The organism is Hephaestia mangrovi (assembly GCF_019880555.1).
GTDB lineage: Bacteria > Pseudomonadota > Alphaproteobacteria > Sphingomonadales > Sphingomonadaceae > Sphingomonas > Sphingomonas mangrovi.
Window position 1 is genome coordinate 188,474 of record NZ_JAINVU010000005.1, and the last position, 16,935, is coordinate 205,408.

Genomic DNA, 16,935 nt, shown 5'->3' on the forward strand with positions numbered 1-16,935 from the left:
ATGTTCCGCCCCGCTCTTGCTCAGACGAACAATTCGGTGAGGAAATCCTTCATCGCCTGCCAGCTCCGCCTGTCCGCTTTTTCCTCATAGGCGACGCCGGGGCGGATCGGCGGCTTGCCCTTTAGCTCGACGTCTGTGAAGGCATGGCCGGCGCCGCCATAGCTGTGGATCTGCCAGTCGGCGTCGCTCTCGGTCAGCTCCCGGCCCAGCGCGACGACGCTTTCGGGCGGGCCGATCGGATCGTCCCAGCCGTGGCATACCAGCACCTTGGCGCGGATCGGCGACACGTTGGCATAATCGGGCCGATCGTAGACGCCATGGAAACTCACCACGCCGCGCACGTCGAGCCCGGCGCGCGCCATATCGAGCGCACACTTGCCACCGAAGCAGAACCCCGCGGCCGCCGTCCTGGCCGGATCGACGCCGGCGAATTCCTTGAGCACGTCGAGCGACGCCGCCAGCCGGTCGCGCAGCAGCGCGCGATCGGCATTGAGCTCGTTCATATATTTGCCGGCGTCGCTGTCGGCGCGCGTGGTGCGCTTGCCCCGACCGAACACGTCGCAGGCAAAGCCGACATAGCCGAGCCCGGCCAGCGCCTCGGCCTTCTGATTATCCTCTTCCTTCTGCCCCAATACGTTGGGGATCACCAGCACGCCCGGCCGCTGCGCCTCGACCTCGTCGTCATAGGCGATCACGCCTTCGAACGGGCCGCCGGGGCCGTCATATACGATGGTCTGGCGAACGATGGTCATCGACGTCACTCCTCACGCTTGTCTTGGGGGCGGTGTCCCCCCTATCAGCGCGGCGACCCCAAGCCCAAGAAGGAATCGGCCATGCCCACCCTCGTCCTGCTGCGCCACGGCCAGTCGCAATGGAATCTCGAAAACCGCTTCACCGGCTGGTGGGACGTCGACCTGACCGATCAGGGCGTCGCCGAGGCGAGGGCGGCCGGCGACCTGCTGGCGGAGAAGGGCTTCGATTTCGACATGACCTTCACCAGCCTGCAGACCCGCGCGATCAAGACGCTCGACATCGCGCTCGAACAGATGGGCCGGCTGTGGCTGCCGGTCGAGAAGGACTGGCGTTTGAACGAGCGCCATTATGGCGGCCTGACCGGGCTCAACAAGGCGGAAACCGCGGCCAAGCATGGCGACGAGCAGGTGCATATCTGGCGCCGCAGCTTCGACGTGCCGCCGCCGATGGAGGCGGGCAGCGATTTCGACCTCTCGGCCGATCGCCGCTACGCCGGGATCGACATTCCCGCGACCGAAAGCCTGAAGGACACGATCGCGCGCGTGCTCCCCTATTGGCAAAGCCGCATCGTTCCCGAGCTCAAGGCCGGCAATCGCGTGCTGATCTCCGCCCATGGCAATTCGCTGCGCGCGCTGGTCAAGCACCTGTCCAACATCCCCGACGACGCGATCACCGGGCTGGAAATTCCCACCGGCCAGCCGATCGTCTACGACCTCGACGACGATCTGAACGCGACCGACCGCTATTATCTGAGCGAACGCTGATCCCGCGTCGCGCGACACTGAAGACCGAGTATCGTCAGGCTGAACTGACGATATTTGTGACGCAGGGTCCGTGAGCACCGGAAAGCGCGCAAGAGCCGCCATTTGCAGCCCGCCGGAACTGACCGTCGATCGGCCCTAGAGCGGTTTTTCGACCTAAGCCTTTCGGGCACCCCGCAAAGGTCCGCTCCAACCCGCCGCCCCTTATGATAAGGTGCCCCCGCGGCAATGCCCGCGCCATAAGGGTAGTCGAGCATGGGGAAGGCAGGGGCGAGCCGACGGGATCCATGGCCGCCGGTTGCGCTTCCCGCCGTCGTGGGTGGTATATCCGGGCGTGTGCGGCATGCCTGGCTGGCGCTGCTCGTGCTGGTCGCCGCGATCCAGGTCGCCGGGCTCGGCTTCGTTTTCTACGATGCCTATCGGATCAATCCGGCGCTGCACCGGATCGGGATCTCGCTCGAATTCGATGACGACGACCGGCCGGCGGTGAAGCCGCTGCGCCGCGACATCGTCGCGGCCGGCGTCGGCGCGGGCGATCGCATCGTATCGGTCGCCGGGCGTCGCTTCGCGGTGGATGCCAGTGCGCTGTCGATCGAACGCGCGATCATCGCGGCGCCCGGCGACACCGTGGCGCTCGGCATCCGCAAGCCAGGCGGGCGGGAAATCCATGTCCTCGCCAGCCGGTCATCGCGCGCGCCCCTGCTAACGGCCCCGAACCCGATGTCGGTGAACCTGCGCATGGCAATCCGGCTCGCGTCGACATTGTTGTGCTCGGCCGCCCTGCTGGGGTCAAGCGTCGTGCTGTGGCTCCGCCGCCCGCGCGATCCGGAAGCGTTTCTGTTCGGGATCGGCTTCCTCGGGATCGCCGCCAGCGTCGATCCGCCGCTACTGATGTGGCTGTCGATCGGCGCCAGCCGGGTGATCGATATCGTCACCGGTTTGTGGTGGATAGTGCTGACGATCGCGCTGGCCGCTTTCCCCGATGGCCGATTCACGCCGCCCTGGCTGCGCTGGTCGCTGGTGGCAGCCCCCGTTCTGGGCCTCATCCTGATCGTCGATCGGCTGGGCAACGTGACCACCCTGGTGATCGGCATCGGCGTGCCGCTGATGCTGCTGGCGACCCAGATCGCCCGCTATCGGCGCCTCGAACCGGGAACGAAGCGGCAGCAGATCAAATGGGCAGCGCTGGGCTTTTCGGCGGGATTCCTGCTCGTCGGCCTCAGCGCTGTGATGGCGCTGGCGCCGTATCAAAGCTGGTCGGTAGCGCTCGGCGGCGCGTGGGTGCTCGGGATCGTCTGCCTGTTCAACTTGGGCTTCGCGGCGATGCCGCTGGGATTGCTGATCTCGCTGATCCGGTATCGACTGTGGGATGTCGACCGCATCATCTCGCGCTCGGTCGCCTATACCGTACTGACCAGTGGCTTCGGGCTGCTCTGGGCGCTGCTGTCGGACATCGCCAAGCAGATCGTCGCCGCTTTGCTGGGCCAAGACCATGCCGTGCTCGGCCTTGCGCTCGGCGCGATCGTCACCGCCGGCATATTCCTGCCGACGCAACATCTGGTGCTGCAATGGTCGAAGCGGCGCTTCAACCGATCGAGCGTCGATCTCGAACGCCTGCCCGAGCGGCTGCGCGTCTGGCGCGAGCGATGCGATGCGGCCGATGTCGCCACGCGCGCGCTCGACGTCGCGATGCGGGCGCTGCATGCCTCCGCCGGCGCCGTGTTCGCGCGCACGCCCGCGGGCCGCGCATTGCTCGCCCGGCACAGCGCCGCTGCCGACGCGGGCGCCGCGCCGGTGACGGCGGACGCGGCCAGGGCGGGCGGCGGCCATATCGTCCATCTCGAGGATCAGGACGGGCTCGCGGGGTGGATGGTCCTGATGCCGCGCGACGACGGATCGCGCTTTCCCCGCGCCGACCTCGCCGCGCTCGACGCGGCCGCAGGCCCACTCGCCAGGGCGCTGCGCGTCGCCGCCCCCGCCAGGCAGCATGACACCGCCATGCTCACCCTTCTCGACGAGGTGCAACAGCGGCTGGCGAAGCTCGAACAGCAGACCACCCGTCCCGCCTGACGCGTAGCGATCGCACGACCTGCGCCGTAACGGTTGCTCCGCGCCCGCGCCGTCGCTACCAAGCCGCCTTCTCTGGCGAAGGGGCAGGCATGGCGGAGGCACCGACGGTCGGCATCATCATGGGCTCCCGCTCCGACTGGGAGACGATGCGGCATGCCGCCGAGACGCTCGACGCGCTTGGCATCGCGCATGAAGCCAAGGTCGTCTCCGCGCACCGCACGCCCGACCGGCTCTACGATTACGCCAGGGGCGCCAAGGGACGCGGCCTCAAGGTGATTATCGCCGGTGCCGGCGGCGCGGCGCACCTGCCGGGCATGGCCGCATCGATGACGCCACTGCCGGTGCTCGGCGTGCCGGTGCAATCGAAGGCGCTGGACGGCATGGACAGCCTGTTGTCGATCGTCCAGATGCCCGCCGGCATTCCGGTCGGCACGCTGGCGATCGGCAAGGCCGGCGCGATCAACGCCGCGCTGCTCGCCGCCGCAATCCTCGCGACCGGCGACGAGGCGCTCGCGGCCCGCCTCGCTGCATGGCGGCAGGCGCAGACCGACGCGGTGAGCGAGGAACCGGCATGAGAATGCTGCCACCCGGATCGACGATCGGCATTCTCGGCGGCGGACAGCTCGGCCGGATGCTGGCGATCGCCGCCGCGCAACTCGGCTATCGCACGCATGTCCTCGCGCCCGAATCGGAAAGCGTCGCCGCGCAGACCGCGTCGAGCTTCACCCGCGCCGATTATCACAGCCGCATCGTGCTCGACGAGCTGGCGGCGAGTTGCGACGTCGTTACCTACGAATTCGAGAATATCGCGCTCGATCCGGTCGAATATCTCGCCGGGAAGGTCGCGGTGCATCCGGCCCCGGTGGCGCTCGGCATCGCGCAGGACCGCGCTAACGAAAAACAGTTCGTCAACGATCTCGGCGGGCGCACCGCGCCGTGGCGAAAGGTGACGACGCGTGCGGAGCTGGACGAGGCGCTCGCCGCGATCGGCACGCCGGCGATCCTCAAGACGTTGCGGCTGGGCTATGACGGCAAGGGCCAGGTGCGGCTGACCTCGGCGGACGAGGCCGATGCCGCCTGGGATGCGATCGGCGGGCGGCCGGCGGTCCTCGAAGGCCATGTCGCGTTCGAGCACGAATTCTCGATCATCCTCGCGCGCGGGATCGACGGCACGATGACCAGCTATCCGCCGCCGAAGAACGAGCATGTCGACGGCATCCTCGCACGCTCGACGCTGCCCGCGCCGGCCCCGGTCGCGGCGCAATGGACCGAGGCGGCGGCGCTCGCCGGCCGCATCGCCGACAAGCTCGGCTATGTCGGCGTGCTGGCGTGCGAATTCTTCGTCGGCGCCGAGGGGCCGGTGTTCAACGAGATGGCGCCGCGCGTCCACAATTCGGGCCATTGGACGATCGAAGGCGCGGTGACCTCGCAATTCGAGAATCACGTCCGCGCGATCTGCGGCCTGCCGCTCGGCGACACCGCGCTCACCGCGCCGAAGGTGGAGATGGAAAATCTGATCGGCGAGGCCGCCAACCGCTGGGCCGAGATCCTCACCGAGCCCGGCGCGCACCTTCATCTCTACGGCAAGCGCGCGGTGCGCGCCGGCCGCAAGATGGGTCACGTCACCCGGATCGCGCCGATTATTTCTTGACCGGCACGTATTGCTGGAACGACCCCAGCCGGCAATAGGCCGAGGGGATCGTCGTGCCCGGCTCGAGCACCCGGAACATATCGTTCCGGCACAATTGCCCGCCGTGAATATCGTTGATGATCGTCACGTAATTGTCCAGCGACGGGCACGGGCCGACCACATTCGCCTTCCAGATCGTGGTGCCCTGGCGATACAGCAGCGTATCGTGCCCGATCACCTGCGGTCCGCTGGTGAACTGGGGATCGATACATTCGCTGGTCTTGCCCGGAACGTGGCCGGCAAGCGCCTTGGCCAGCTCGCGCTGGGGATCGTCGGTATCGTGGGCGAGCGCGGCACCGGCAACCAGCGTCGCGGCAAGACCGATCAGCATCATCCTACGCATCACATCACCTCGTATAAGGAACGAACGAACCCAACCCGCACGAGCCGCTCGAAATGTTGGGCGTGCCCGGCGAGAAGGTGTGGATTATGTCGCCGCGGCAGAGCTGGCTCGAATAGGTCTTGCTGACGATCGGATCGCCATAGCGCAGGCCCGTGCACCCGCCGCTCACGTCGTTGCGATAGATCAGGCGCGGCGAATATTGATAGAGGATCGTGCCTTCGAACTTCTTGACGTCACGTATCCGCGTCTGGTCGATGCACGACACCGGCTTGCCGGGGGTCAGCCCCTTCAAGGCATCGGCAATCTCGGCGAGTTGCTTGGGATTCTTCGCACCGGACGGGCTATCGCCATTTGCCGCACAACCGGCGAGCAAGATTGGAACAACGAGCGCAAGCCATCGCATCAGGCTACTCCTTCGCGACTACCCCCCTGTCGTCGCTGATATAGAGCGTTCAGCCGCGAAATGCATCCTTTGCCGCGCGTCTTTCGGCCAATTGCTCGATCGAGGCGGCGCGCATGAAGGGATTGGTGGCGCGTTCGAGCGCGATCGTCGTCGGCATGGTCGCCTCGCCCGCCGCACGCGCCGCCTCTACGTCAGCCAGGCGCTCGGCGATCGCCGCGTTGTCGGGCTCCGCGACCCGGGCATAGCGCCCGTTGGCGAGCGTATATTCGTGCGCGCCATAGGCCTGCGTGCTTCCGGGCAACGCCGCCAGCCGCTGCATGTTGGCGAACATCTGCGCGGCATCGCCCTCGAACAGGCGGCCGCAGCCCATCGCGAACAGCGTGTCGCCGACGAAGATCACACCATCGTCGGCGAAATGATAGCTGACGTGCCCCGCAGTGTGCGCCGGCGTTTCCCAAACGCTGGCGACATGCGCGCCGAGCCGTACCGTATCGCCTTCGCCGACGGTGGCGTCGAGCGTGGGAATCTTCGCCGCTTCGGCGGCGGGGCCGGTGACGCGCGCGCCGGTCGCTGCCTTGATCGCGGCGTTGCCGCCGGTGTGATCGGGATGCCAATGGGTGTTCCAGATCTGCGAGATCGTCCAGCCGCGCTCGCGCGCCGCCGCCAGCACCGGCTCGGATTCGGCGGGATCGATCACCAAAGTCTCGCCGCTGGCGGGATCATGCGCCATCCAGATGTAATTGTCGCTGAGCGCGGGAATGCGGACGATCTCGAACATCGAAAAGTCTCCTGTCATGCCGCCAGCAGCGCCAGCGCCTCGCGGCCGAGCCGCTGCGTGAGGTGTTCGGCAGGCTCGTCGTGCCCCAGCCGCGCTGCCTGCCCCGCCCAGAGCGGCGAGAAACCGGCATCGCCTTTGGCCTCGGCAGCGCGACGCAAGGGCGCGAGCGCGGTACTGGCATAGGGATAAGGCGGCGCGGCAGGATCGATCGGCCCAAGCGTTTCGACCAGGCGGTTGCGCAGGCCGCGCGCGAGGCCGCCCGAAAACAGGTTGGTGAAAACGCCATGCTCGGCCGCCTCGCTCGCCAGCGCGGCGCGGTGCATCGACGAGACGAGCGATTCGGGCGCGCGTAGATAGGCCGTGCCGATCTGCACCGCCGCCGCACCGAGCATCATCGCCGCGGCAATGCCGCGCGCATCGGCGATACCGCCGGCGGCGATCACCGGCACCTCGACCGCATCGACGATCTGCGGCAGCAACGCGAACAGCCCCATCCGCTCGGCGGGGTCGGCGGGCAGGAACGCGCCGGCATGGCCGCCCGCCTCCCATCCCTGGGCGATGATCGCATCGACGCCACGGCCAGCGAGATAGCGCGCTTCATCGACGGTGGTCGCATTGCCGATCACCATCGCCCCGCTCGCGCGGACGCGATCGAGCAGGTCGGCGGTCGGCAGGCCGAAATGGAAGCTCACCACCTCGGGCCGCAGCGCCACGACCAGATCACCCATCGCCGCGTCGAACGGCACGCGGAGCGGCGGCGGCGGCGCGTCGCCGACATCGAACTCGGCGTAGAACGGCGCCAACCGCGTGCGCCAGGCGTGATCGTCGGGCGCGGCGGGCATCGCATGGCAGAAGAAGTTGAGGTTGACCGGCCCGACGCCCGCCGCGCGCACCGTTTCGACCTCGCGCCGCACCATCTCGGGCGTGGCCATGCCGCATGGCAGCGACGCCAGGGCGCCGCCGCGCGCCGCCGCGATGGCAAGCGCGCTGCCCCCGGCGCCGGCCATCGGCGCCTGGACGATCGGCAGCGACACGCCGACGCGCGCAATGAAGCGCGCATCAGGCCAGCCGCCCGCCATCACCATTCGCCGACATTGGGCATCGACACCCAGGGCTCGGCCGGTTCGAGCGACCCGTCCTTCTGCAACAGCTCGATCGAGATGTTATCGGGGGTGCGGACGAACGCCATGTGGCCGTCCCGCGGCGGGCGGTTGATCGTCACGCCGGCATCCATCAGCCGCTGGCAGGTCGCGTAGATATCGTCGACGCGATAAGCCAAATGCCCGAAATTGCGCCCGCCCCCATAGGTTTCCGGCGCGCCGCCGTCCTCGGGCGGCCAATTGTAGGTCAGCTCCACCTCGGCATGGGCGCGATTGCCCTCGCCGTTCATGTCGCCCGGCGCGGCAAGGAAGATCAGCGTGAACCGGCCCTTCTCGCTTTCCATCCGGCGAACTTCCTTGAGGCCCAGGAGTTCGAAGAAACGGATCGTCGCGTCGGGATCGGTGACGCGGATCATCGTGTGGAGATAGTTCATGGCTTGGCGCGCCCTCCGTTCGTCTATATTAAGTAACGGTTCATCGCAGATCGGCGATGCCGGTCTCGGGCAATATCGGGAGGATCGGCGGCAATGGAAGAGCGCGTGACACGATTTGGCGGTCCGCTGCTGGTGGCCGCCGCGATCCTGGCGATCGGAATGATCGTCGGCGGCTATCTGCTCGGCAACGGTCTCGTCCGCGCGCATCACGCCGATCGCGCGGTGACGGTGCGCGGCCTCGCCGAGCGCGACGTCGTTGCCGATCTCGCGACCTGGGATCTTTCCTATTCCGAACAGGGCACCGATCTCGCCGAGGTGCAGGCGCGCATCCAGCGCGACACCCAATCGGTGCGCGCCTATTTCCAGAAGCTGGGCTTCCCCGCCGACGCGCTGCAGCCGGCCGGCGCCAGCGTCAATCAATTCTACAATAACGGCGTGTCGACGGTGACGATCAACCAGCGCCTGCAGTTCCGGACGACCGACATCCCCCGCGCGCGGCGCGCGGTCGCCGACCAGTTCGATCTCGTCAACGCCGGCGTGCAGCTGCAGGACGGCTCCAAAATGAACTACAGCTTCACCAAATTGAACGACATCAAGCCGCCGATGGTCGCCGCCGCGACCAAGGACGCGCGCGCGGCGGCCGAACAATTCGCCAAGGACAGCGGCACCGCGGTCGGCGGCATCAAGAGCGCGACCCAGGGCTATTTCTCGATCGAGGCGCGCGATGGCGACAGCGGCGGTTTCGGCGTCGCCGACACCCCGTTCAAGAAAGTCCGCGTCGTGACGACGGTGGAATTCTACCTCGATTGAGGAACGGGCGTGGCGCCGCCGGGCGCATCGAATTGCTGCAGCGCCTGCTCGGCGGCGTGCCCGGCGGGGCTGTTGGGCGCCAGCGTAACCGCGCGGCGCCACGCCGCCTTGGCGCTCGGCTCGTCGCCGCTTTTCGCCGCGATGTTGCCGGCCTCGAGCTCGACCGGCGCCGCGTTCGGCGCGCGCGATTCGGCCTCGGCAATATCCTTGTGCGCGCGATCGAGATCGCCCATCCGCCGCGCCAGCGTCGCCGACAGCAGCCAGGCGAGCGAATCCTGCGGCACCGCCGCCAGCGCCTGATCGAGATCGGCGCGCGCCGCCGCCAGGTCTCCGGTCGCGACCAGCGCGCGGGCACGATCGAGCTGCGCCTCGCCGCGCTGGCGCTGGTCCAGCGTGCCGGCCGCCAGCGCGGCATCGAGCGCCGACTTCGCTCCCGCCGCGTCTCCGGCGGCGAGCCGTGCATTGCCCGCCTCCGCCCAATAGGCCGCCGCGCGATCGTCCTGCGCGGCCTGCGCCGCCTTGGCCGCGGTGACGAACTCGTCGCCCGCCGCCTGCCACTTGCCCTGATTGGCATAAGCGACGCCGAGACATTGCTGCGCGACGAACCCGCCGCCGTCGATCTGCCACTGATTGGCGCGCGTCTCGGCCTTTTGCGGATCGCTGACCGCGAGTTGCAGGCAGCCGTGGTAGCGCACCTCGTCGGGCGCCGGCGGCCCGACGACGCCGCCGATCGAACTACGCGTGCCGATCGACGATTGCGGCGTGTCACCGGGCTGGACGGCCTGTTGGGCGGCGAGGAGAAACGGGATCAGGAGCAAGCGAGCACGTCCTCGATGGCACGGATGATGAGCGCGATGTCGCACGCGCGCGACATCCGGTGATCGCCATCCTTGACCAGCCAGGTCTGCACGTCGGCTGAACGAAGCGCGCCGGCGATCAGCGGCGCCCGCGCCCAGGGCACGTCGCGATCGGCCTGCCCCTGCACGATCCGCACTGGCCCGTCATAGGCGATCTCGCCGTCGAGGACGTGGAGCCGCTCGCCCGCTTCCCAGAACGCCCGCGTGGTGACGGTCGGCTGGTCCGAATAAGGCGACTCCTCGAGCACGCGGCCGTGCGCGGCAAAATCGCGCTTCTGCGCGTCGGTGAAACCCCAATCGGTGAAATCGGGCGCGGGCGCGATGCCGACCAGCCCCGCCACCTTCTCCGGCCGCGCGATCGCGGCAAGCAGCATCAGCCAGCCGCCCATCGACGAGCCGACCAGCACCGCCGGCCCCGTGATCGTGTCGAGCATCGCCAGCGCGTCGTCGCGCCAGTCGGCCAGGGTGAAATCCTCGAACGCGCCCGGGCTCTCGCCGCAGCCGCGATAATCGAAGCGGAGGAAGGCGCGGCCGGTTTCCCGCGCCCAGATTTCCAGCGCGACCGCCTTGGTGCCGCTCATGTCCGAGGCATAGCCGGGCAGGAAAACGACCGTGGGAGAGGCGCCCGCGGTGCGATGATGGGCAAGCCGGGGGGAGTCGGTCATGTGCTCCCCCTAGAGCGGATGGCACCGGATCGAAACCTTTGTTCGGCAAGTCAACAGCCCCACGCCCGTCACCCTGAACTCGGTTCAGGGTCCATGGACCGACGCCAACGTCGCACGGAGTGGCGGTTGTTGCTCAGCATGACGAGGCAAGGCGCTCGGTCACTTTGCCAGAAACGCGTCGAGCGCCGCCTGGAATGCCGCTGGCTGGTCGAGCATCACGAAATGCGCGCTGTCGCCAACCGGCACGAAGGTAACGTTCGGCGCCTTGGCATATTCGGCCTTGTAGAAGGCGTCCGCCCGATCCTTGGGCAACTGGTCCGACCACGGATAGACCAAGGTGATCGGCGTCGCGATGGCCGTCATGTCGGGGCGCAGGTCGGTAGTCATGTCCTCGTACATCGCCTCGCCGGAGACACGCGGATCGGCCTGTTTGAACCACGCCGCCACCTTCGCGCGGCTGTCGGGCTTGAGCGCCAGGGTGTTAGCCGTCGCACTCGCCGCCGCGTCGTTGGCGGGCCGGCCGTAGCTGGCGACCTCCCGGTCGCGCATCGCCTTCGCCTGCGGCTCGACCTGCGCGACCGTCGCGCCGGGCAGGAAGATATCGCCGACATAAGGCAGCGAATCGACCACCATCAGCTTGCCGACATCGGCCGGGTGCGCGTGCGCGAGCATCAGCGCAACCAGCCCGCCCATCGAATGGCCGACCACCGCCGCGCCCTGCAGCTTGTTCCTGGTGATATACGAATCGAGATCGCCAACCACACCCTCGAGAATGCCGGGCTGCGTGTTGGCACCGGGATCACCGCCGCCGAAACCGTTGACCTGAACCAGGATCACGCGGTGATCGCTGGCTAGACCGGGGGCGACGCCATCCCACACCGCGCGTGGCGAGGAGAGGCCGGGGATCAAGATCACCGGCGCCCCCTTGCCGATCGCCTCGATCGAGATGTGGGCGGTATGTTCGGACGACGGCGCGGCGGCATGACCCGGCTGCGGATGCAGGATCGCCAGGGGCATGGCGGCGGACAAAGCGATACGGGCGAGAAAGCGGATCATTGCTCATTCTCCTTCGACGGGCTCGCGAAGACGTCTTCGATGGCGAGCCCGAACAATTCGGCGATCTTGAACGCGAGCGGCAGCGAGGGATCGTAGCGGCCGGTTTCGATCGCATTGACGCTCTGGCGCGAAACCTCGAGCCGCTCGGCGAGATCGCTCTGGCTCCAGTTGCGCTCGGCACGGAGCACCTTGAGGCGATTGTTCATTCGTCGCCCCCTGCCATCCGGTCCCTGATCGCGAGGACGCCCTGGACGATGCCGAAAGCCGCGCACCACAGCGGAAACGCGAGATAAACCGGCGGATGGCCGACCATGCCGGTATTTTCGAGGAAACCCCAGACGGTTGCAACGGCGAGCAGGATGCCCGTACCCCACAGCATCGACACGATCAGGCGGTTGCGGATGAACTCGTCGCGCTCCTCCACCAGATAAAGACCCATCACCAGGATCACGCCCAGCAGCGGCAGGGTCGGCAGGATCGACAACATCGCCAGCGCCAGCCCGGCAGGATGATGCGCGTCGGCATAGCGGTTCGCGGCGAACAGGATCAGCACATAGGCCGTCATCAGCGGCATGAACCGCAGGATATACCGACGCTGTGCGGGATTCCCCTTGCGCATGACAAACTCCCTTCGAATCAGTAAAGGGAGCTTTACAGTCAAGTTTGCTTGTCTGTCAAGCGTGCTTGCTATTCTGTCGCTGTCGCTTTCCTTTTGATCGACGCCAGCATGTCCGCCGCCAGCACGCTCAGCGTGTCGTCTCGCGCGCCCATCACCACGATGCGATCGCCCGCTCGCGCCACGGCAACGAGATGCGCAGCGGCGGCCTCGCGAGCGGGAATATGGCGGGCATTCGCGCCGGCGGCGGCGATGTCGGCGACGATATCGGCGCTGGTCACTTCGCGCGCCACGGTGCCGCCCTGATAGACCGGATCGGGCAGCACGAGTTCGTCATCATGCCGCAGCCGCTCGACGAAACTCGCCACCAGTTCGCGCCGCATCTGCTTGAGCGGGCCATAGCCGTGCGGCTGAAACAGGATCAGCAGGCGACCGGGAAAGGCGTGCAGCGTATCGAGCGTGGCGGCGATCTTGTCGGGGTTGTGGCCGAAATCGTCGATCACCGCGACGCCGTTCGCCTCGCCGACCAGCTCGAATCGCCGCCTGAGCCCGGTGAACCCGCCGATCGCCGCCACGGCGTTGGCCAGCGACACCCCCGCCGCGCCCGCCGCCCCGATCGCCGCCAGCGCGTTCGAGACATTGTGGCGGCCGGGCACTTGCAGCGAGACGCGAATCGGCGGCTCGCCCTGCTCGGCAATGTCGAAATCGACCCCGAACGGGCGTTCTTCGAGAGCCGACGCGACAAGATCGGCATCGCCGTCGATCGCGACGGTCAGCCGCCGCTCGGGCGGCAATGCCATCGCCAGCGCGGCGCCTTCTGCATTGTCGAGGTTGATCACCGCGCGGCCCGCGCGGCCGATGAAATCGCCGAACAACGTGCGCAGTTCATCAAGCGACTTGTGATCGACGCTGACGTTGTTGAGCACCGCGATCTGCGGCCGATAGAGCGCGATCGATCCGTCGCTTTCATCGACCTCGCTGACGAACGCATCACCGGCGCCGACCAGCGCGCTGGCGAACGGCGCTTGCGGCGAAACGAAATTCTTCATCACCGCACCGTTCATCACCGTCGGATCGCGCCCCACCTGGTACAGGATCCAGCCGATCATGCCGGTGACGGTCGATTTGCCGCTGGTGCCGGCGACGCCGATCGGCAGCACCGCGGCATTGAACAGCGAGGCATTGAGCTCGGCGCGCGTCATCCGCGCCGCGCCGAGGCGATTCGCCGCGACGATATCCGCCACCGTCTCTTCGACCGCCGCCGAGGCGACGACGATCTGATCGGCCGAGGTCACGCCGCTGCCGTCCTGCGCGAACAGCGCGATGCCACGCGCCCTCAGCGCATCGAACTTGGCGGGCACGCGCCCGGCATCGAGCGCGCGGTCCGATCCCGCCACGGTTGCGCCGCGCGCGGCGAGGATCATCGCCAGCGGCATCATGCCCGAGCCGCCGATGCCGACGAAGAAGTAGGATTTGCCGTCCGTCATGCGCCCGCGCTATCGACGCTTTCCATTTCGGGGGCAAGGAGCAGCCATGCGCATCGCGGTCGTCGCACCCGCACGAGAGCTTGATCGAGGCACCGCGGCCAGGGCCGAGGCGTTCGTCGCGATCGCCTTTCCCGAAATCGAGCTGATCGTCGACCCGCAATGCTTCCTTTCCGACGGCCATTTCGCCGGCAGCGATGCCGAGCGCGCCGCGGCGTTCGTGCGACGCGCCAACGATCCGGCAATCGACGCGATCTGGTTCGGCCGCGGCGGCTATGGCTCGAATCGCCTGCTCGACGCGGTGATGCCCGAACTCGGCCCGGCGGCGCGCGACAAGGCCTATCTCGGCTATTCGGATTGCGGCTTCCTGCTCGGCGCGCTCTACGCCCGGCGGATCGGGCGACCGATCCACGGGCCGATGGCGATCGACATCAATCGCGAGGGCGGCGACGCGACCGTCACCCGCAGCCTCGCCTGGCTGACCAGCGGCGACCGCGCCGGCCTCGAGCCCGGGCTCGGCGATCGCCCCGCGGCGGCGTTCAATCTCGCGATCCTTACCGCGATGATCGGCACGCCCTGGCTGCCCGATCTCACCGATCACGTGCTGCTGATCGAGGAAGTCTCCGAACCGCTCTACCGGATCGATCGGATGCTGTTCCAGCTTGCCCATGCCACGCAGCTGAAGGGGCTCGCCGGGGTCCGCCTCGGCGCGGTGCGCGACGTGCAGGAAAACGACCCGCCATGGGGCGAAAGCCTGAAAACGATGATGACGCGCTGGTGCGGCGAGATGGGCGTGCCGTATCTCGGCCGCGCCGAAATCGGCCATGATGCGGCAAATCGCGTCGTGCCGTTCGGCCTCGCCTGATCCTGCGCCTCCGTCCTCAGCGGGAGATCGTCGCGGCCTCGCGACGATCCGCCTGTTCGGCGACCGGCGGCTGCCGTACCATCACGAACGGGCCGCCCCAATTGCCCCTTATCCGCCACGTGCCGGCAATCTCGGTCGCCTCGGCATCGAGCGTGCCGGCGTAATGGATCGGCGACGCATGACGATCGTCATAGGTTTTGATGAAGCTCACCGCGGTGCCGGCGCGAAGGCCCTGGATCAGCCCGGTGAACGACCGCCCGTCGGATGCCGTCTCCTCGGTCTCGCCGGCGAGATTGCCGCCGCGATCGATCAGCGTGGCGACGAAGGTTTCGGGCGGCAGCAGCCGCGGATAGCTGAAGATGCCGTGCCAGACGCCCGAAAGATCGACCGCCTCGCTCATCGCGACAGGCGCCGCGCCTCCTCGGCAAGCAGCACCGGCACGCCGTCGCGCACCGGATACGCCAGCCCGGCGGCATCGGACACCAGCTCCGCCGCCGCCTCGTCATAGCGCAATCTGGTGCGCGTTACCGGGCAGACCAGGATCGACAGCAGCCAGGGATCGAGCGGCGCGCTCATTGCAGCGTCACCCGGTCCTCGCCGTCGTGGCGGCCGAAGAACTGCATCAGCTGGACGAGCAGATCGGCGCGATCGTCGAGGCTCGGCGATTCGAGCAACGCCTGTTTGGCGGCGACGTCGAACGGCGCGATCTGGGCGATGCCGTTGACCAGCGCCTCGTCGTCAAGCCGGCTCACCGCGCTCCAATCGACCGCATAGCCCTGCGCATCGGCGAAGCGCCGCGATTCGAGCTCCAGCGCCGCCCGCCGCCCCAGCGCGAGCACCGGATCACGCTCGGCTGGGGGCAGCAGCTCGGCCTCGATCTGGCGGAACGCCGTCGTCACGTCGAGCTCGTTGAGCAGACGGAACAGCGCGACGCCCTCCAGCACGAGATTGTAGCAACCGTCGTCGAGCGCCTCGACCTCGGCGATCCGGCCGACGCAGCCGATCTCGAACAGCGGCGACTCGCCCTTGTCATGGTCGGGGCACGGCCGCGGCTGGATCATGCCGATGCGGCGATCGCGTGCCATCGCATCGGAAACCATCGCCCGATAGCGCGGCTCGAAGATATGCAGCGGCAGGTGCATGCCCGGAAACAGCAGCGCCCCCGGCAACGGGAAAACCGAGAGGCGCGTCACCGTCATCCGAACAGGATCGCCGACAGCCGCCGGCGCTGCGCCGCCACCCATGGGTCTTCGAGCCCGACCACCTCGAACAGCTTGAGCAGTTGCGCGCGCGCCGCGCCGTCGTTCCATTCGCGGTCGGCGGCGATGATCGCCAGCAGATTGTCCGCCGCGCCCTCACGATCGCCCGCCGCCATCTGCCCGCCGGCGAGCCGGAACCGCGCGTCGAGATCGTCCGGACGCGCGGCGACCTCGGCGGCGAGGCCGGAGAGATCGTCGACGGGCTTGGCTTCCCGCTTGAGCGCGAGCGCGGCCTTGGCGCGGTCGATCTCGGGCTGTTTGGCGAGCTCTTCGGGCAGCGCGGCAATCGCCGCTTCGGCCTCGGCATCGCGATTCGCCGCGATCAGCGCGCGAATCCGGCCCGAAGCGACCGCGGGATGCTCCGGCGCCATCTCGGCCAGTTGGTCGAAGATCGACAGCGCGCGCTCGGCATCGCCGTCACCCAGCACCTGCTCGCCCATCGCGATCAACGGCTCGATCTCGGCCTCGAGATCCTTTTCCTCGCTCTCGATCGGCAATTGGCGCAGCAATTGATCAAGCGTCGTCTTGAGCTGCGATTCGGTGCGCGCATTGGTCAGATCGGCGACCAGCTGGCCCTGGAACATCGCATAGACGGTGGGGATCGACCGCACCTGAAATTGCGCGGCGATGAACTGGTTCTTGTCGGTATCGACCTTGGCCAGCACCACGCCCTTGTCGGCATAGTCGGCGGCCACCTTCTCCAGCACCGGCGCCAGCGCCTTGCACGGCCCGCACCATTCCGCCCAGAAATCGATGATGACGAGCTTGGTCATCGACGGTTCGACGACGTCGCGACGGAAGCTTTCGACCGCTTCCTTTTCCTGCGGGCTCATGCCGAGCGTTGCCAAGACATACTCCTGTTCTTTTCCCTTACCGGCCTTATGTGGGGCGGACGGGGCGTGCGCCAACCCTTTTTGCAGATCGGCGACAAGGGGCTTGCCGACCCCGAAAGCCGATGCTAACAGCCGCCGCCTTACCCAGGGCCTTCGCG

General features: G+C 67.8%; 22 protein-coding genes. 6 read left to right on the forward strand and 16 right to left on the reverse strand.

The genetic code is table 11. From position 1 onward, the window contains the following. Positions 1 to 20: 20 nt before the first annotated feature. The gene (locus tag K7G81_RS12840; RefSeq protein WP_223031201.1) at positions 21 to 752 is read right to left on the reverse strand and encodes a dienelactone hydrolase family protein; all 732 of its coding nucleotides are present in this window, start codon (positions 750 to 752) and stop codon (positions 21 to 23) included. A gap of 81 nt (positions 753 to 833) precedes the next feature. Between K7G81_RS12840 and gpmA the strand changes: the two genes are divergently transcribed. From gpmA to K7G81_RS12860, 4 genes are all read left to right on the forward strand, one after another. Beyond that, positions 834 to 1,517, forward strand: a complete 684-nt coding sequence (gene gpmA, locus K7G81_RS12845; RefSeq protein WP_223031202.1) for a 2,3-diphosphoglycerate-dependent phosphoglycerate mutase — start codon at positions 834 to 836, stop codon at positions 1,515 to 1,517. Positions 1,518 to 1,850: 333 nt separating this feature from the next. Beyond that, positions 1,851 to 3,584, forward strand: coding sequence for a hypothetical protein (locus K7G81_RS12850; RefSeq protein ID WP_223031203.1), 1,734 nt, complete (start codon positions 1,851 to 1,853; stop codon positions 3,582 to 3,584). Positions 3,585 to 3,673: 89 nt separating this feature from the next. Beyond that, positions 3,674 to 4,159 (forward strand): 5-(carboxyamino)imidazole ribonucleotide mutase, encoded by a 486-nt coding sequence (gene purE / locus K7G81_RS12855; protein WP_223031204.1) that lies wholly within the window; start codon positions 3,674 to 3,676, stop codon positions 4,157 to 4,159. Continuing rightward, entirely contained in the window at positions 4,156 to 5,235 is a 1,080-nt protein-coding gene (locus K7G81_RS12860; RefSeq protein WP_223031205.1) for a 5-(carboxyamino)imidazole ribonucleotide synthase, read from the forward strand. The genes purE and K7G81_RS12860 overlap by 4 nt, the downstream gene beginning before the upstream one ends. On the opposite strand, the gene K7G81_RS12865 is transcribed toward K7G81_RS12860, so the two are convergent. Genes K7G81_RS12865 through K7G81_RS12885 form a run of 5 tightly spaced genes read right to left on the reverse strand, consistent with a single transcriptional unit; the run spans position 5,225 to position 8,332 of the window. Beyond that, a complete protein-coding gene (locus tag K7G81_RS12865) occupies positions 5,225 to 5,617 on the reverse strand; it encodes a hypothetical protein (protein WP_223031206.1) in 393 nt (130 codons plus the stop codon). The two genes, K7G81_RS12860 and K7G81_RS12865, sit on opposite strands and share 11 nt — an antisense overlap. Positions 5,618 to 5,621: 4 nt before the next feature. Continuing rightward, entirely contained in the window at positions 5,622 to 6,020 is a 399-nt protein-coding gene (locus tag K7G81_RS12870; RefSeq protein WP_223031207.1) for a hypothetical protein, read from the reverse strand. Between the two features lie 49 nt (positions 6,021 to 6,069). After that, positions 6,070 to 6,798: a hydroxyacylglutathione hydrolase gene (gloB, locus tag K7G81_RS12875; protein ID WP_223031208.1), complete on the reverse strand. Its 729-nt coding sequence runs from the start codon at positions 6,796 to 6,798 to the stop codon at positions 6,070 to 6,072. A gap of 14 nt (positions 6,799 to 6,812) precedes the next feature. Next, a complete protein-coding gene (locus K7G81_RS12880; RefSeq protein WP_223031209.1) occupies positions 6,813 to 7,877 on the reverse strand; it encodes an NAD(P)H-dependent flavin oxidoreductase in 1,065 nt (354 codons plus the stop codon). Next, complete coding sequence (locus K7G81_RS12885) at positions 7,877 to 8,332, reverse strand: VOC family protein (protein ID WP_223031210.1); 456 nt, start codon at positions 8,330 to 8,332, stop codon at positions 7,877 to 7,879. The genes K7G81_RS12880 and K7G81_RS12885 overlap by 1 nt, the downstream gene beginning before the upstream one ends. A 159-nt stretch (positions 8,333 to 8,491) precedes the next feature. Between K7G81_RS12885 and K7G81_RS12890 the strand changes: the two genes are divergently transcribed. Then, on the forward strand, positions 8,492 to 9,142 hold the full coding sequence (locus tag K7G81_RS12890) for an SIMPL domain-containing protein (RefSeq protein ID WP_255587048.1): 651 nt from the start codon (positions 8,492 to 8,494) through the stop codon (positions 9,140 to 9,142). Here the strand turns inward: K7G81_RS12890 and K7G81_RS12895 are convergent. The 6 genes from K7G81_RS12895 to K7G81_RS12920 form a co-directional block, all read right to left on the reverse strand. Further along, positions 9,130 to 9,960 (reverse strand): tetratricopeptide repeat protein, encoded by an 831-nt coding sequence (locus K7G81_RS12895; protein WP_255587008.1) that lies wholly within the window; start codon positions 9,958 to 9,960, stop codon positions 9,130 to 9,132. The two genes, K7G81_RS12890 and K7G81_RS12895, sit on opposite strands and share 13 nt — an antisense overlap. After that, the gene (locus tag K7G81_RS12900) at positions 9,951 to 10,664 is read right to left on the reverse strand and encodes an alpha/beta fold hydrolase (protein WP_223031212.1); all 714 of its coding nucleotides are present in this window, start codon (positions 10,662 to 10,664) and stop codon (positions 9,951 to 9,953) included. The genes K7G81_RS12895 and K7G81_RS12900 overlap by 10 nt, the downstream gene beginning before the upstream one ends. 159 nt (positions 10,665 to 10,823) lie before the next feature. Continuing rightward, positions 10,824 to 11,720: an alpha/beta fold hydrolase gene (locus K7G81_RS12905; protein WP_223031213.1), complete on the reverse strand. Its 897-nt coding sequence runs from the start codon at positions 11,718 to 11,720 to the stop codon at positions 10,824 to 10,826. After that, entirely contained in the window at positions 11,717 to 11,926 is a 210-nt protein-coding gene (locus K7G81_RS12910; RefSeq protein ID WP_223031214.1) for a helix-turn-helix transcriptional regulator, read from the reverse strand. The genes K7G81_RS12905 and K7G81_RS12910 overlap by 4 nt, the downstream gene beginning before the upstream one ends. Beyond that, positions 11,923 to 12,339: a hypothetical protein gene (locus K7G81_RS12915; RefSeq protein ID WP_223031215.1), complete on the reverse strand. Its 417-nt coding sequence runs from the start codon at positions 12,337 to 12,339 to the stop codon at positions 11,923 to 11,925. Before K7G81_RS12915 ends, K7G81_RS12910 begins: the two co-directional genes overlap by 4 nt. 68 nt (positions 12,340 to 12,407) lie before the next feature. Continuing rightward, positions 12,408 to 13,823: a glutamate ligase domain-containing protein gene (locus K7G81_RS12920; RefSeq protein ID WP_223031216.1), complete on the reverse strand. Its 1,416-nt coding sequence runs from the start codon at positions 13,821 to 13,823 to the stop codon at positions 12,408 to 12,410. Positions 13,824 to 13,869: 46 nt separating this feature from the next. Here K7G81_RS12920 and K7G81_RS12925 point away from each other — a divergent pair, with 46 nt between their 5' ends. Next, complete coding sequence (locus tag K7G81_RS12925; protein WP_223031217.1) at positions 13,870 to 14,685, forward strand: LD-carboxypeptidase; 816 nt, start codon at positions 13,870 to 13,872, stop codon at positions 14,683 to 14,685. A 16-nt stretch (positions 14,686 to 14,701) separates the two neighbouring features. Here K7G81_RS12925 and K7G81_RS12930 read toward each other — a convergent pair whose 3' ends face one another. The 4 genes from K7G81_RS12930 to K7G81_RS12945 are packed head-to-tail and all read right to left on the reverse strand — an operon-like array spanning position 14,702 to position 16,777. Then, positions 14,702 to 15,085, reverse strand: a complete 384-nt coding sequence (locus K7G81_RS12930) for a hypothetical protein (RefSeq protein WP_223031218.1) — start codon at positions 15,083 to 15,085, stop codon at positions 14,702 to 14,704. Next, the gene (locus tag K7G81_RS12935; RefSeq protein WP_223031219.1) at positions 15,082 to 15,261 is read right to left on the reverse strand and encodes a Trm112 family protein; all 180 of its coding nucleotides are present in this window, start codon (positions 15,259 to 15,261) and stop codon (positions 15,082 to 15,084) included. The genes K7G81_RS12930 and K7G81_RS12935 overlap by 4 nt, the downstream gene beginning before the upstream one ends. Then, the gene (locus tag K7G81_RS12940; RefSeq protein ID WP_223031220.1) at positions 15,258 to 15,884 is read right to left on the reverse strand and encodes an LON peptidase substrate-binding domain-containing protein; all 627 of its coding nucleotides are present in this window, start codon (positions 15,882 to 15,884) and stop codon (positions 15,258 to 15,260) included. The genes K7G81_RS12935 and K7G81_RS12940 overlap by 4 nt, the downstream gene beginning before the upstream one ends. After that, positions 15,881 to 16,777 carry a tetratricopeptide repeat protein gene (locus K7G81_RS12945; RefSeq protein ID WP_223031347.1) on the reverse strand — a complete coding sequence of 299 codons (897 nt, stop codon included), beginning with the start codon at positions 16,775 to 16,777 and terminating at the stop codon, positions 15,881 to 15,883. The genes K7G81_RS12940 and K7G81_RS12945 overlap by 4 nt, the downstream gene beginning before the upstream one ends. Between the last annotated feature and the right edge of the window lie 158 nt (positions 16,778 to 16,935).

Coding starts and splice junctions, on each gene's coding strand:
- K7G81_RS12840 (WP_223031201.1), bottom strand. CDS start 752: ATGACCATCGTTCGCCAGACCATCGTATATGACGGCCCCGGCGGCCCG.
- gpmA (WP_223031202.1), top strand. CDS start 834: ATGCCCACCCTCGTCCTGCTGCGCCACGGCCAGTCGCAATGGAATCTC.
- purE (WP_223031204.1), top strand. CDS start 3,674: ATGGCGGAGGCACCGACGGTCGGCATCATCATGGGCTCCCGCTCCGAC.
- K7G81_RS12860 (WP_223031205.1), top strand. CDS start 4,156: ATGAGAATGCTGCCACCCGGATCGACGATCGGCATTCTCGGCGGCGGA.
- K7G81_RS12865 (WP_223031206.1), bottom strand. CDS start 5,617: ATGCGTAGGATGATGCTGATCGGTCTTGCCGCGACGCTGGTTGCCGGT.
- K7G81_RS12870 (WP_223031207.1), bottom strand. CDS start 6,020: ATGCGATGGCTTGCGCTCGTTGTTCCAATCTTGCTCGCCGGTTGTGCG.
- gloB (WP_223031208.1), bottom strand. CDS start 6,798: ATGTTCGAGATCGTCCGCATTCCCGCGCTCAGCGACAATTACATCTGG.
- K7G81_RS12880 (WP_223031209.1), bottom strand. CDS start 7,877: ATGGCGGGCGGCTGGCCTGATGCGCGCTTCATTGCGCGCGTCGGCGTG.
- K7G81_RS12885 (WP_223031210.1), bottom strand. CDS start 8,332: ATGAACTATCTCCACACGATGATCCGCGTCACCGATCCCGACGCGACG.
- K7G81_RS12890 (WP_255587048.1), top strand. CDS start 8,492: ATGATCGTCGGCGGCTATCTGCTCGGCAACGGTCTCGTCCGCGCGCAT.
- K7G81_RS12900 (WP_223031212.1), bottom strand. CDS start 10,664: ATGACCGACTCCCCCCGGCTTGCCCATCATCGCACCGCGGGCGCCTCT.
- K7G81_RS12905 (WP_223031213.1), bottom strand. CDS start 11,720: ATGATCCGCTTTCTCGCCCGTATCGCTTTGTCCGCCGCCATGCCCCTG.
- K7G81_RS12910 (WP_223031214.1), bottom strand. CDS start 11,926: ATGAACAATCGCCTCAAGGTGCTCCGTGCCGAGCGCAACTGGAGCCAG.
- K7G81_RS12915 (WP_223031215.1), bottom strand. CDS start 12,339: ATGCGCAAGGGGAATCCCGCACAGCGTCGGTATATCCTGCGGTTCATG.
- K7G81_RS12920 (WP_223031216.1), bottom strand. CDS start 13,823: ATGACGGACGGCAAATCCTACTTCTTCGTCGGCATCGGCGGCTCGGGC.
- K7G81_RS12925 (WP_223031217.1), top strand. CDS start 13,870: ATGCGCATCGCGGTCGTCGCACCCGCACGAGAGCTTGATCGAGGCACC.
- K7G81_RS12930 (WP_223031218.1), bottom strand. CDS start 15,085: ATGAGCGAGGCGGTCGATCTTTCGGGCGTCTGGCACGGCATCTTCAGC.
- K7G81_RS12935 (WP_223031219.1), bottom strand. CDS start 15,261: ATGAGCGCGCCGCTCGATCCCTGGCTGCTGTCGATCCTGGTCTGCCCG.
- K7G81_RS12940 (WP_223031220.1), bottom strand. CDS start 15,884: ATGACGGTGACGCGCCTCTCGGTTTTCCCGTTGCCGGGGGCGCTGCTG.
- K7G81_RS12945 (WP_223031347.1), bottom strand. CDS start 16,777: ATGAGCCCGCAGGAAAAGGAAGCGGTCGAAAGCTTCCGTCGCGACGTC.